Annotated in this window: 10 protein-coding genes; 9 read left to right on the top strand and 1 reads right to left on the bottom strand. The window is 45.1% G+C overall.

Translation table 11 applies throughout. The annotated features are described in order from the left end of the window. The first annotated feature begins 52 nt into the window (after positions 1-52). The 4 genes from R8N47_RS11050 (at position 53) to lpxC (ending at position 4,378) form a co-directional block, all read left to right on the top strand. Entirely contained in the window at positions 53-835 is a 783-nt protein-coding gene (locus R8N47_RS11050; protein WP_005387393.1) for a cell division protein FtsQ/DivIB, read from the top strand. Next, positions 828-2,090 (top strand): cell division protein FtsA, encoded by a 1,263-nt coding sequence (gene ftsA / locus R8N47_RS11055; protein ID WP_005372946.1) that lies wholly within the window; start codon positions 828-830, stop codon positions 2,088-2,090. The genes R8N47_RS11050 and ftsA overlap by 8 nt, the downstream gene beginning before the upstream one ends. 30 nt (positions 2,091-2,120) lie before the next feature. After that, positions 2,121-3,359, top strand: a complete 1,239-nt coding sequence (ftsZ, locus tag R8N47_RS11060) for a cell division protein FtsZ (protein ID WP_017633617.1) — start codon at positions 2,121-2,123, stop codon at positions 3,357-3,359. A 101-nt stretch (positions 3,360-3,460) separates the two neighbouring features. Then, complete coding sequence (gene lpxC / locus R8N47_RS11065; protein ID WP_005381871.1) at positions 3,461-4,378, top strand: UDP-3-O-acyl-N-acetylglucosamine deacetylase; 918 nt, start codon at positions 3,461-3,463, stop codon at positions 4,376-4,378. A gap of 113 nt (positions 4,379-4,491) precedes the next feature. Here lpxC and R8N47_RS11070 read toward each other — a convergent pair whose 3' ends face one another. Beyond that, complete coding sequence (locus R8N47_RS11070; protein ID WP_033906094.1) at positions 4,492-4,950, bottom strand: DUF721 domain-containing protein; 459 nt, start codon at positions 4,948-4,950, stop codon at positions 4,492-4,494. A 407-nt stretch (positions 4,951-5,357) separates the two neighbouring features. Here R8N47_RS11070 and secA point away from each other — a divergent pair, with 407 nt between their 5' ends. The 5 genes from secA (at position 5,358) to carB (ending at position 14,432) form a co-directional block, all read left to right on the top strand. Further along, the gene (gene secA, locus R8N47_RS11075; protein ID WP_064353624.1) at positions 5,358-8,087 is read left to right on the top strand and encodes a preprotein translocase subunit SecA; all 2,730 of its coding nucleotides are present in this window, start codon (positions 5,358-5,360) and stop codon (positions 8,085-8,087) included. A gap of 155 nt (positions 8,088-8,242) precedes the next feature. Then, entirely contained in the window at positions 8,243-8,641 is a 399-nt protein-coding gene (mutT, locus tag R8N47_RS11080) for an 8-oxo-dGTP diphosphatase MutT (RefSeq protein ID WP_005387387.1), read from the top strand. A gap of 110 nt (positions 8,642-8,751) precedes the next feature. Then, the gene (gene dapB, locus R8N47_RS11085; protein ID WP_005381860.1) at positions 8,752-9,561 is read left to right on the top strand and encodes a 4-hydroxy-tetrahydrodipicolinate reductase; all 810 of its coding nucleotides are present in this window, start codon (positions 8,752-8,754) and stop codon (positions 9,559-9,561) included. Positions 9,562-10,042: 481 nt separating this feature from the next. Next, a complete protein-coding gene (carA, locus tag R8N47_RS11090) occupies positions 10,043-11,182 on the top strand; it encodes a glutamine-hydrolyzing carbamoyl-phosphate synthase small subunit (protein ID WP_017821483.1) in 1,140 nt (379 codons plus the stop codon). Positions 11,183-11,198: 16 nt separating this feature from the next. Further along, entirely contained in the window at positions 11,199-14,432 is a 3,234-nt protein-coding gene (gene carB, locus R8N47_RS11095) for a carbamoyl-phosphate synthase large subunit (RefSeq protein ID WP_005381854.1), read from the top strand. The last annotated feature ends 40 nt before the right edge of the window (positions 14,433-14,472 follow it).

Here is a 14,472-nt window from a genome sequence, read left to right on the forward strand (position 1 = left end):
TGCGTAATTATATGGGTAAAAAGTACACGACAAAAGTCAGGAAACGAAGACGTTGTTGAATATTGCACTGAATGACGAGCGACCAAACACGGGTAACAACCGTGGTCGCCAAGAAAAAATCTTGGGTGCGTTATTTTTCGTTGTGGTTGTGACTTTAATTAGTTCTGTTTTGTACGCGGCGATCAGTTGGATGTGGGATGACCAAAGGTTACCTCTCTCCAAAATAGTACTTCAGGGGAAACTGGAGTATGTCCAAGCTGACGATGTGCAGGCTGCATTTAGTCGAATTGATCACATCGGTACATTTATGTCTCAGGATATTGATGTATTACAGCAAAGTGTCGAAGCTCTGCCATGGGTAGCGCATGCCGCAATCCGAAAGCAGTGGCCGGATACAGTAAAAGTTTTTTTGACGGAGCATCAACCAGAAGCCATTTGGAATGGCAACGAACTGTTAGATAAAAACGGGTTCGTTTTTGATGGAGATGTTGCTCTGTTGCAAGAAGAAAAAGTGAAGCTGTACGGACCCAAAGATAGCGGACCGGAAGTCTTACAGACTTACCGTGATTTGAGTCCTAAGTTTCAGCAATTGGGTTTAGCGATATCGTCTCTGGTATTAAACGAGCGACGAGCTTGGCAAATCATCCTTGATAACGGTATTCGATTAGAGCTCGGAAAAGAGTCTCTTCTTGAGCGTATAGAGCGCTTTTTTAAGCTCTATAACAAGCTTGGCAGTGACACGCAAAGAATCAGTTATATCGATCTTAGGTACGATACAGGAGCCGCAGTTGGTTGGTTTCCTGAACAAGAGTTAGAAGAGAGTACAGATGACTAAGGCCGCTGATGACAACATTATTGTTGGTCTTGATATAGGCACTGCAACCGTATCGGCTCTAGTGGGTGAGGTTTTACCAGACGGTCAAATTAATATTATTGGCGCAGGTAGTAGCCCCTCACGCGGCATGGATAAAGGTGGCGTGAATGATTTGGAGTCGGTTGTAAAATCAGTACAACGTGCAATTGATCAAGCTGAATTAATGGCAGAGTGCCAGATCAGCCGAGTCTTCATTTCGTTGTCTGGTAAGCATATCGCAAGCCGAATTGAAAAAGGTATGGGCACGATTTCTGATGAAGAGGTGTCTCAAGAAGACATGGATCGCGCTATCCATACCGCAAAATCGATTAAAATCGGTGATGAACAGCGAATTCTTCATGTGATCCCGCAAGAGTTCACCATTGATTACCAAGAAGGAATCAAAAATCCGCTTGGTTTATCTGGGGTAAGAATGGAAGTGAGTGTCCACCTTATCTCATGCCATAATGACATGGCACGCAACATTATTAAGGCGGTAGAACGCTGCGGCCTTAAAGTAGAACAACTCGTATTTTCTGGGCTTGCTGCTAGTAATGCAGTAATCACCGAGGATGAAAGAGAGCTTGGAGTTTGTGTGGTTGATATTGGCGCCGGCACGATGGATGTGGCCATCTGGACTGGCGGTGCGTTACGTCACACAGAAGTATTTTCGTACGCAGGAAATGCTGTAACCAGTGATATTGCTTTTGCTTTTGGCACGCCAGTGAGCGATGCTGAAGAAATAAAAGTCAAATATGGCTGTGCTTTGAGTGAACTGGTCAGTAAGGATGACACGGTTAATGTACCAAGCGTAGGTGGACGACCATCACGTAGCCTGCAACGTCAAACGTTGTCAGAAGTGATTGAGCCACGCTACTCTGAGCTTATGGGACTGGTTAACCAAACTATCGACTCTGTACAAGCAAAATTGCGCGAAGAGGGTATCAAGCACCATCTGGCTGCGGGAGTTGTACTCACCGGCGGTGCTGCGCAAATGGACGGAGTGGTAGAATGTGCGGAACGCGTATTCCGCAATCAAGTAAGGGTCGGCAAACCGCTCGAAGTCAGCGGATTAACTGACTATGTAAAAGAGCCGTACCATTCTACGGCAGTTGGATTACTTCATTACGCAAGAGACATGCAGTCTAGCGACGATAGCGATTATAATGAACCTAAACGCTCATCTGTAACTGGCTTTTTCGATAAATTGCGTAACTGGATACAAAAAGAGTTTTAACCTGAGTTGCAGGATAAACGGAGACAACACATGTTTGAACCGATGATGGAAATGTCTGACGATGCAGTAATCAAGGTCGTTGGGGTTGGTGGCGGCGGTGGTAACGCCGTTGAACACATGGTGCGTGAATCCATCGAAGGTGTGGAATTCATCAGCGTCAACACTGATGCGCAAGCACTTCGTAAGACAAGCGTTGGCAATGTAATTCAGATCGGTGGTGATATCACTAAAGGTCTGGGTGCAGGTGCTAATCCACAGGTTGGCCGTGACGCAGCTCTCGAAGACAGAGATCGAATTAAAGATTCCCTGACTGGCGCCGATATGGTGTTTATCGCAGCTGGTATGGGTGGCGGTACCGGTACTGGTGCAGCGCCTGTTATTGCTGAAGTGGCTAAAGAGCTTGGCATTCTAACAGTAGCGGTAGTAACTAAACCGTTTAGTTTTGAAGGTAAAAAGCGTTTGGCATTTGCTGAGCAAGGTATCGATGAGCTGTCTAAGCATGTTGACTCTTTGATCACGATTCCAAACGAAAAGCTACTTAAAGTACTTGGTCGTGGTGTAACACTACTAGAAGCTTTTGCAAGCGCTAACGATGTTCTTAAGAATGCCGTTCAAGGTATTGCTGAGCTAATTACTCGCCCTGGCATGATCAACGTCGACTTTGCGGACGTAAGAACTGTAATGTCTGAAATGGGTCACGCAATGATGGGTAGCGGCATCGCCAAAGGTGAAGACCGTGCTGAAGAAGCGGCTGAAATGGCAATTTCTAGCCCACTTCTGGAAGACATCGATCTAGCGGGCGCTCGTGGTGTTCTTGTCAATATTACTGCTGGTCTGGATATGCGTCTTGACGAGTTTGAGACGGTTGGTAATACAGTGAAGGCATTCGCTTCTGACAATGCGACTGTTGTTATCGGTACTTCTCTAGACCCTGATATGACTGACGAAATCCGCGTAACAGTTGTAGCGACAGGTATTGGTAATGAGAAAAAGCCAGATATCACGCTAGTTGCGGGTGGTAAAGCTAAAGTGGCACCGACGCCGCAAGCTCAACCACAGCAACAAGCAGCGGCAACGCAAGCTGAAGAAAAACCGGCACAGACCTTGCAGAATAATCAAGTGCAAGAGAAGCCACAGGTAACTCCTCAGCCGACAAACACTGCTCCTTCTTCTCCAGCTTCGTCGAGCCAAAGTTCTGCGGCTCCAAAGCAAGAAAAGGAAAGTGGTTATTTAGATATACCGGCATTTTTGCGTCGTCAGGCTGATTAATCTTTAACCCATAAATTTGACATGGCTCAAAATTATGGTAGCATTCACGGTCGACGTTACAGACGGCCGTGTTTTGTAGCAAATTTTTGAGAGGCAAGCAGATGATCAGACAACGTACTCTGAAAGAAATAGTGAAAACAACTGGTGTGGGTCTCCACTCTGGTCGTAAAGTCACACTTACTCTGCGCCCGGCTGCTGCAAATACAGGTATCATTTACCGTCGTACAGATGTAAATCCACCTGTAGATTTTCCAGCTGATCCAGCTTCGGTTCGTGACACCATGCTTTGTACTGCATTGGTAAACGATGAAGGTGTGCGTATTTCAACTGTTGAGCACTTGAATGCGGCACTTGCTGGTATGGGCATCGATAACATTGTTGTCGAAGTAGACGCACCTGAAATTCCGATCATGGATGGTAGTGCAAGCCCATTTGTATACTTGCTACAACAAGCAGGTATCGAAACGCAAAATGCGCCAAAACGCTTCATCCGCATCAAAAAGCCAGTTCGTTTTGAAGATGGTGATAAATGGGCAGAATTTGTACCATTTAACGGCTTCCGTATGGACTTCGAAATTGAGTTTAATCACCCAGCGATTGAATCAGACGAGCAACGTTTGCTGTTTGATTTCTCGTCAAAAGGCTTTGTTCGTGAGATTTCTCGAGCACGTACGTTTGGCTTTATGCGTGATATCGAATATCTACAATCTCAAAACCTAGTTTTGGGTGGTAGTTTTGACAATGCTATCGTTTTGGATGATTACCGTATTCTTAATGAAGAAGGTCTACGCTTTGAAAATGAGTTTGTGACTCACAAAGTGTTGGATGCGATTGGTGACCTTTACATGTGTGGCCACCCAATCATTGGTGAATTCCGTGCCTTTAAATCTGGCCACGGTTTAAATAACCAACTGTTACGTGCTGTTCTTGCAGATCAGGAAGCGTGGGAGTGGACTACATTCGAAGAAGAAGTCGGCTCACCAGTAGCATTCGCAGAACCAAATATGGTGCTTGCGTAAATACTTGGCATTAGAATTAATAAAAAACCAGGCTTATGCCTGGTTTTTTGCTATTTGGCTTTAATCCTGGATTTATCAATAACATTCAAGCTTTCAGCATATTGAAATAACGTTCACTTACGATCTTCCTTTTCTGCCATATCGGCTAATCGTTTTAAACGCTCTTGAATTTTCGGTGGCGCCATGTCGGCAATCGTCATTAATGACTTTGCTGCAGATTCGGTTAGTGGTGGACGCTTAGGTCTGTCGTCTTGTTGAAAGCGGTTTCGATATAGTGAAGGATTGATCCTCACTTCAACGCTCATCAGCTTGGCAAAGCCTTGAGTACGAAGTTTATTTAGGATCATGAGGCGATCGTAATCGATCTTCATTTTGATCGCGGCACTAGAGACATCGATCAATAGATGGCCGTTACGAACATTCGCTACTCGGCAATGATCGGCCGTCCCCGTGGGTAAGACCTCTTGCAAAGCTTGGTTAAGCTGTAAGATTTCTCCAGCATGTTCTTGAATCTGCTTGAACTGTGACTCAGCAATAACATCTTCAGTCGAGGTTGGACGGTGATCACGCATAGGTAAAATCTAATTTTGTTGAGATATAGCTATTCTAGAGCAGCTTTCTATCAAGGTATAGTTTACATTAACGTCTTTAGCTTCAGTTTTACAATGTAGCAAGGTAAAAAGCAAAGTTTGCTCTGGATGGATTACACATATTGCGGTATGCAATATCGGCTAATCAGTCACCACTTTAAGTAAAAACTTCAGAGTGCTTCAAACAAATACGTCTATTTATGGTTGTATCGATTAAAAATCCTTACACTAAGCCACATTGTTTCAAAACTTAGCCTTGAAATATGGATGTTTGAACTCAATATCTTTGATAAATGATTTATCTCAGTATTCTTAGTTCCAAACTGGCAGAGACTGAAGGCATTATGAGTAGATCGGGAACGGTCTGAATAAAGAGAGATTCACGAAAAATGATAACTAAGCTACTGACAAAAGTGATTGGCAGTCGCAACGACCGAACACTGCGCCGCCTTAGAAAAATTGTAAAAGAAATTAATAACTTTGAGCCAACATTCGAAGCTCTAAGTGACGAAGAGTTAAAAGCAAAGACGGTTGAATTCCGTGAGCGCCTAGAGAAGGGTGAAACTCTTGATAAACTACTTCCAGAAGCTTTTGCTACGGTTCGTGAAGCATCTAAGCGTGTCTACGGTATGCGCCACTTCGACGTCCAGCTTATCGGTGGTATGGTTCTAAATGCGGGTCAAATCGCTGAAATGCGTACGGGTGAAGGTAAAACGCTGACGGCAACGCTTCCTGCTTACCTAAATGCCCTAGCTGGTAAAGGCGTTCATATTGTAACAGTGAACGATTATCTAGCTAAACGTGATGCAGAGACAAACCGCCCTCTATTTGAATTTTTAGGTATGACTGTTGGCGTAAACGTGCCAAACATGCCTCCTCAAGAGAAAAAAGAAGCGTACCAAGCTGACATCTTGTACGGAACGAACAATGAATTTGGTTTTGACTACCTTCGTGACAATATGGCTTTCCGTAGCGAAGATCGCGTACAACGTGAACGCTTCTTTGCAGTTGTCGATGAGGTGGACTCAATCCTAATTGATGAAGCTCGTACCCCTTTAATCATTTCTGGTCCTGCTGAAGATAGCTCTGAGCTATACACCCGAATCAACCTTTTGATCCCGCATCTTAAAAAGCAAGACAAAGAAGACTCTGAAGAATATCGTGGTGATGGTCACTACACTGTTGATGAGAAATCAAAGCAAGTATACCTCACAGAAACGGGCCAAGAGTACGTTGAAGAACTGTTGGTGAAAAATGGTCTTATGGAAGAGGGTGACACACTTTACTCTCCGACTAACATCAGCATGTTACATCACGTGAATGCCGCTTTGCGTGCTCATGTGTTGTTTGAGCGCAACGTTGATTACATCGTTACTGACGAAGGTGAAGTAGTAATTGTTGATGAACATACTGGTCGTACAATGCCAGGTCGTCGTTGGTCTGAAGGTCTTCATCAAGCAGTAGAAGCGAAAGAAGGCGTTAAGATTCAAAACGAAAACCAAACTTTGGCTTCGATTACCTTCCAGAACTACTTCCGCTTATACGAAAAACTGTCTGGTATGACAGGTACTGCGGATACTGAAGCGTTTGAGTTCCAATCTATTTATGGCTTGGAAACTGTTGTTATCCCAACCAACAAACCAATGATTCGTAACGATATGCCGGATGTGGTGTACCGTACCGAAGCTGAGAAGTTTGCTGCAATCATTGAAGATATCAAAGAGCGCGTTGCGAAAGGTCAGCCAACATTGGTTGGTACCGTATCGATTGAAAAATCAGAACTACTCTCCAACGCCTTGAAGAAAGCGAAGATCAAACACAACGTATTGAATGCGAAATTCCATGAGAAGGAAGCGGAAATTGTTGCTGAAGCGGGTATGCCGGGTGCGGTAACTATCGCGACCAACATGGCCGGTCGTGGTACGGATATTGTGCTTGGCGGTAGTTGGCAATCAAAAGTGGAAGCTTTGGAGAACCCAACTCAAGAACAAATCGATGCGATTAAAGCAGAGTGGAAAGTGGTACATGATCAAGTACTAGATGCTGGTGGTCTACACATCATTGGTACTGAGCGCCACGAATCTCGCCGTATTGATAACCAGCTACGTGGTCGTTCTGGTCGTCAAGGTGATGCGGGTTCATCGCGCTTCTACCTATCTATGGAAGACTCTTTGTTACGTATTTTCACTTCTGATCGTATGGCGAGCCTTATTCAAAGTGGTATGGAAGAAGGTGAAGCTATTGAATCGAAAATGCTTTCTCGCTCAATTGAAAAAGCACAGCGCAAAGTGGAAGGCCGTAACTTTGATATCCGTAAGCAGCTACTAGAATACGATGATGTGGCGAACGATCAGCGTAAGGTTGTCTACGAGCTGCGCGACGAATTGATGAACGTTGAAGACATCAGCGGTATGATCGAGCAAAACCGTGAAGATGTGCTAACCGCGGTTATTGATGAGTACATCCCGCCACAATCACTAGAAGATATGTGGGACGTTGAAGGTCTGCAAGAGCGCTTGAAAGCAGACTTCGATCTTGATGCGCCAGTGAAGCAATGGCTTGAAGAAGACGATAAGCTTTACGAAGAGGCGCTACGCGAGAAGATCATCAATCTAGCCGTTGAAGTGTACAAAGAGAAAGAGGAAGTGGTGGGTGCGCAAGTGCTTCGTAACTTCGAGAAATCGGTTATGCTTCAAACTCTGGATACGCTTTGGAAAGAGCACTTGGCAGCAATGGATCACTTGCGTCAGGGTATTCACTTACGCGGCTATGCGCAGAAGAACCCGAAACAGGAATACAAGCGTGAATCGTTTGAACTGTTTGAAGGTCTACTAGAAGCGCTGAAAGCTGATGTGATTACTGTTCTATCTCGCGTTCGAGTTCAGCAACAAGAAGAAGTTGAACGTATGGAAGAGCAACGTCGTGCGCAAGCTGAAGAGGCCGCTCGTCGTGCTCAAGCGCAACACGCAGCAGCACAAAATCCTCTTTCTGAAGGTGAAGAATCTGAAGAAGGTTCAAGTCAGCCAATGGTACGTGATGAACGTAAAGTAGGTCGCAATGAGCCTTGCCCTTGTGGTAGTGGTAAGAAGTATAAACAGTGTCACGGCAAAATCGACTAACGTATTAGTCAGATAATTTTTTAAAGAGTCGCCTAGGCGGCTCTTTTTTTAAGCAAATTCTGTGGCTGTCGAATTTCATAAGTTTTGATAGCATCGGATAGTTTTAGAGATGCAAAGACCGTTGAAGTGTAACGGCTTGAGAGTTAGGAACCCCTATGAAAAGAATTCACATAGTCGCGGCTATTATTTTTAACCAAGACAAATCAAAAATTTTTATTACAAAGCGTCCAGACGACAAGCATAAAGGCGGGTTTTGGGAGTTTCCCGGCGGGAAAGTCGAGTCAGGAGAAAGTATTGAACATGCTCTAGCAAGAGAACTTGAAGAAGAAGTAGGAATTGAAGTTACTGAGCAAGCCCTTTTCGAGCATTTGGAATATGACTATCCAGACAAATCACTTAAGTTTGATTTTATTACGGTATCTAAGTTCAGTAATGAGCCTTACGGCCGAGAAGGTCAAGAAGGTCGCTGGGTTGAGATAAGAGAATTGGGTAACTATGCCTTTCCTGAAGCGAACGTGCCTATCTTGGAGCGTGTCGTAAAAGAGTTTGCTTAAGCCTGATGAACTTGCTTGTGGTAACCACGGTATGTTGTTAGTTTAAACAGATTAAGCGAAACGAGAGAACGAGAGCAAGCCTCGTTATCCAGAGAAGGAGAGAAAGCGCAATGGTTCGTATTGCAATCGCAGGAGCAGCAGGCCGAATGGGCCGTAATTTGGTTAAAGCTTCACACCTTAATCCAGAGGCGACAGTGAGCGCGGGATCAGAACGACCTGAGTCCTCACTTGTCGGTGTCGATATCGGTGAACTTTGTGGTGAAGGCAAATTCGATGTGTTCTTAACGGATGATCTTGCTAAAGACGTCGATAATTTTGATGTAATCATCGATTTTACTGCCCCAGTAAGTACGTTGGCGAATCTTGAACTGTGTAAGAAGCATGGAAAGAGTATTGTGATTGGGACGACTGGTTTCAGTGATGCAGAGCGTGAACTGATTGACGAAGCCGCTAAGCAAGTGCCTGTTGTCATGGCTCCTAACTACTCTGTTGGTGTGAACCTAGTATTTAAGCTTCTTGAGAAAGCAGCCAAAGTGATGGGCGACTACTGTGATGTTGAGATTGTCGAAGCACATCATCGTCATAAAGTTGATGCTCCTTCTGGTACCGCTATCGGGATGGGCGAAGCCATTGCTGGTGCGATGGGCAACAAGCTGAATGATGTAGCTGTCTATGCGCGAGAAGGTATCACAGGTGAACGTACTAAAGATGAGATCGGCTTTGCTACAATTCGCGCTGGCGATATTGTCGGTGAGCACACAGCCATGTTTGCTGATATCGGGGAACGAGTGGAGATAACGCACAAAGCGACCGATCGTATGACGTTTGCTAATGGCGCCGTCAAGGCCGCTGTTTGGTTGAGTGCCAAACCAGCGGGCTTTTATACCATGACAGATGTTTTGGGATTGAATGAACTCTAAATACATAATTATTCGCCGGCGGTAGCCGGCTTTTTTATATCTATAGAATTAGTTGTAAATGAAATGATTCTAACAGAAAGTATTTTGGTGCTTACTTTTGTTGTTATTTTGGTTGTTTTGTGGGTGTTTTGGGTTTTGATGTCTAAAAACTAATGTCTTTTTTGTTGGGTGAACGTTTGCGTGAAAAGCTCATACTTTTTTGTGATCTCTAAAAAGTTCAAATTTGTAAAATTCATTAAACCTCTATGCCTCTCTATGTAATAGCATGTAAAAGTTATCTTTTTGGGCCTTACTGATTCAAAATGACCTTACTCGCTAGAAATTAATCATTTATTTTTGATTGTAGGTTGACAGGTTTCGAGTCCAACTTTAGAATACCGCCAATTTGTCTGAAATACCTATTTATGTAGATTTTATAGGTAAAGGAAGGCATGTTTGCAGTTTGATTTATTTTTTTTGCATTTTTATTCTGGAGGTTGTCTTGGGTAAATTAGCACTGTTGGTCCTAGAAGATGGGACAGTGTTCCGCGGAGTGTCCATAGGGGCAGATGGTCTTTCCGTTGGTGAAGTCGTTTTTAATACCTCGATGACGGGGTATCAAGAAATCCTCACTGATCCTTCCTATTCTCAGCAAATCGTCACTCTCACTTATCCTCATATTGGCAATACCGGAACCACTTCCGAAGATGAAGAATCCTCTTCCATTCATGCACAAGGCCTTGTGATTCGCGATCTTCCTCTAATCGCTTCTAACTTCCGTAACGAACAATCCCTCTCTGATTATCTTAAGTCTCAAAATATCGTTGGCATCGCTGATATCGATACTCGTAAGCTCACTCGTATCCTGCGTGAAAAAGGTGCTCAAAACGGCTGTATTGTTGCGGGCAACAACCTAGACGAAGCTTTGGCACTAGCGAAAGCAAAAGAATTCCCAGGCTTAAAAGGAATGGACCTTGCGAAAGAAGTTACAACAAAAGAAGCGTATCAATGGAAGCAAGGTTCGTGGACGCTTGAAGGTGGACTTCCAGAGGCGAAAGATGACAGCGAGCTGCCATACCACGTTGTCGCTTACGACTTTGGCGCAAAACGCAACATCTTACGAATGTTGGTTGACCGCGGCTGCCGCTTAACGGTTGTACCTGCAGAAACGTCAGCGGAAGAAGTTCTGGCACTAAATCCAGATGGCGTATTCTTATCAAACGGCCCTGGTGACCCAGAACCATGTACTTACGCGATTGAAGCAACCAAAGTGTTCTTAGAAAAAGGCCTGCCAATTTTTGGTATTTGTCTAGGTCACCAAATTCTGGCGCTAGCATCAGGTGCGCAAACGGTGAAAATGAAGTTTGGTCACCACGGTGCAAACCACCCAGTAAAAGATTTAGAGCGTAACGTTGTGATGATTACCTCGCAAAACCACGGCTTTGCGGCAGATGAAGCAACATTACCGGAAAACTTACGTGCTACTCACGTATCGCTATTTGATGGCTCTTTGCAAGGTATCCACCGCACAGACAAGCCAGCATTTAGCTTCCAAGGTCACCCAGAAGCGAGCCCTGGTCCACATGACGCGGCACCGCTATTTGACCACTTTATCGAACTAATCAAAAAACACAGCGCTTAATTCGGAGTAGTAGATAATGCCAAAACGTACTGACATTCAAAGTATTCTAATTCTTGGTGCTGGTCCGATTGTTATCGGTCAGGCATGTGAGTTTGACTACTCTGGCGCACAAGCGTGTAAAGCTCTTCGCGAAGAAGGCTACCGAGTTATCCTAGTTAACTCTAATCCAGCAACGATTATGACTGACCCTGAGATGGCAGATGCGACTTACATCGAGCCGATTCAGTGGGAAGTTGTACGCAAGATCATCGAGAAAGAACGTCCTGATGCAGTTCTGCCAACTATGGGTGGTCAGACAGCACTTAACTGTGCGTTAGATTTAGAGAAGCACGGCGTTCTCGCAGAGTTTGGCGTAGAGATGATTGGTGCAACGGCTGATGCAATCGACAAAGCGGAAGACCGTTCTCGTTTTGATAAAGCGATGAAGTCTATCGGCCTTGAGTGTCCTCGCGCAGATACAGCGAAGAGCATGGAAGAAGCTTACAAAGTTTTAGATATGGTTGGCTTCCCTTGTATCATCCGTCCATCGTTCACCATGGGTGGCACTGGTGGTGGTATCGCGTACAATAAAGAAGAGTTCGAAGAAATCTGTCGTCGTGGTCTGGACTTATCTCCGACCAACGAACTTCTTATCGATGAGTCGCTAATCGGTTGGAAAGAGTACGAAATGGAAGTCGTTCGTGACAAAGCGGACAACTGTATCATCGTATGTTCAATCGAGAACTTTGACCCAATGGGCATCCATACGGGTGACTCAATCACGGTTGCTCCAGCACAAACACTGACTGACAAAGAATACCAGCTTATGCGTAATGCATCGCTAGCTGTTCTGCGTGAAATCGGTGTTGAAACAGGTGGTTCAAACGTACAGTTTGGTATCAACCCGAAAGATGGTCGTATGGTCATCATCGAGATGAACCCGCGTGTATCTCGCTCTTCTGCGCTAGCATCAAAAGCAACAGGCTTCCCAATTGCGAAAATTGCCGCGAAACTGGCTGTTGGCTTTACGCTAGACGAACTACAAAACGACATCACAGGTGGTGCAACACCTGCGTCATTTGAACCAACTATCGACTACGTCGTAACTAAGATCCCTCGCTTTAACTTCGAGAAATTTGCTGGTGCAAACGATCGTCTGACAACTCAGATGAAATCGGTTGGTGAGGTAATGGCGATTGGTCGTAACCAACAAGAATCTCTTCACAAAGCACTGCGTGGCCTAGAAGTTGGCGCAACTGGTTTTGATGAGATGGTCGATCTGGAAGCGCCAGATGCACTGACTAAGATTCGTCACGAACTTAAAGAAGCAGGTGCAGAGCGTATCTGGTACATCGCCGATGCATTCCGAGCGGGTATGTCAGTCGACGGTGTGTTCAACTTGACTCAAATCGACCGCTGGTTCCTGGTTCAAATCGAAGAAATTGTAAAACTCGAAGAACAAGTCAAGGCGGGCGGCTACGCAGGTTTGACCAAAGAAGTGCTTCGTCAGATGAAACGCAAAGGCTTCTCTGATGCTCGCTTGTCTAAATTGCTTGGTGTCGCTGAAAGTGAAATTCGCCGTGCTCGTGAGCAGTTTGATATTCATCCGGTTTACAAACGTGTGGATACATGTGCAGCAGAGTTTTCTTCTGACACGGCTTACATGTACTCATCTTACGATGAAGAATGTGAAGCAAACCCAACAGACAAAGATAAGATCATGGTTCTTGGTGGCGGTCCAAACCGTATCGGCCAAGGTATCGAATTCGATTACTGTTGTGTTCATGCATCACTTGCGCTGCGTGAAGACGGTTACGAAACCATTATGGTTAACTGTAACCCAGAAACGGTATCTACTGACTACGATACGTCTGATCGTCTGTACTTCGAGCCAGTAACTCTGGAAGATGTACTGTCTATCGCTCGCGTTGAAAAACCAAAAGGTGTGATTGTTCAGTACGGTGGTCAAACGCCACTTAAACTGGCTCGTGCTCTAGAAGCGGCTGGTGTGCCAATCATTGGTACTAGCCCAGATGCTATCGACCGTGCGGAAGATCGTGAACGCTTCCAAGCCGCTGTTGACCGTTTAGGTCTACTTCAGCCAGAAAACGCGACAGTAACAACGATGGAGCAAGCGGTTGAGAAGTCGAAAGAAATTGGCTTCCCATTAGTTGTTCGTCCATCTTATGTACTCGGTGGTCGTGCGATGGAAATCGTATACGACGAGCAAGACCTGCGTCGCTACTTCAACGAAGCAGTAAGCGTATCGAACGAGTCTCCAGTTCTGCTAGACCGTTTCTTGGATGATGCAACCGAAGTTGATATTGATGCTATCTGTGACGGTGAACGCGTCGTTATCGGCGGTATCATGGAGCACATCGAACAAGCGGGTGTTCACTCTGGTGACTCTGCATGTTCACTGCCTGCATACACGCTAAGTCAGGAAATTCAAGACAAGATGCGTGAGCAAGTCGAGAAGTTAGCATTCGAACTCGGTGTACGCGGTTTGATGAACACGCAGTTTGCTGTGAAAGATAACGACGTTTATCTAATTGAAGTGAACCCTCGTGCTGCTCGTACGGTACCATTCGTATCGAAAGCGACAGGCGCTCCTCTAGCGAAAATCGCTGCACGTGTAATGGCGGGTCAATCTCTAGAGTCACAAGGCTTTACTAAAGAGATTATCCCTCCTTACTACTCAGTGAAAGAAGTGGTTCTGCCGTTCAACAAATTCCCTGGTGTTGACCCTCTATTGGGCCCTGAAATGCGCTCAACAGGTGAAGTAATGGGTGTGGGTGCAACGTTCGCAGAAGCTTACGCGAAAGCAGAGCTAGGTTGTGGTGCGGTTTATCCTGAAGGTGGTCGTGCGCTACTGTCTGTACGTGAAGGTGATAAAGAGCGTGTTGTTGACCTAGCTTCTAAGTTAGTGAAACTGGGTTACCAGTTGGATGCGACACACGGTACTGCTGTAATTCTGGGCGAAGCGGGTATTAACCCACGTTTGGTAAACAAAGTACACGAAGGTCGTCCACACATTCTTGACCGCATCAAGAACAACGAATACACCTACATCGTAAACACGGCTGCTGGTCGTCAAGCGATTGAAGATTCGAAAGTTCTACGACGTGGTGCACTGGCAGAAAAAGTGAACTACACAACGACACTGAATGCAGCGTTCGCAACATGTATGTCTCATACTGCAGACGCAAAAGCGTCAGTAACTTCGGTTCAAGAGTTACACGCTAAAGTGAAAGCGAGTCTAGACGCGTAACAGATAAAAATCAGTAAGCTCATTAATCAGGGCTTACATG

The organism is Vibrio sp. 2132-1, from assembly GCF_033344315.1.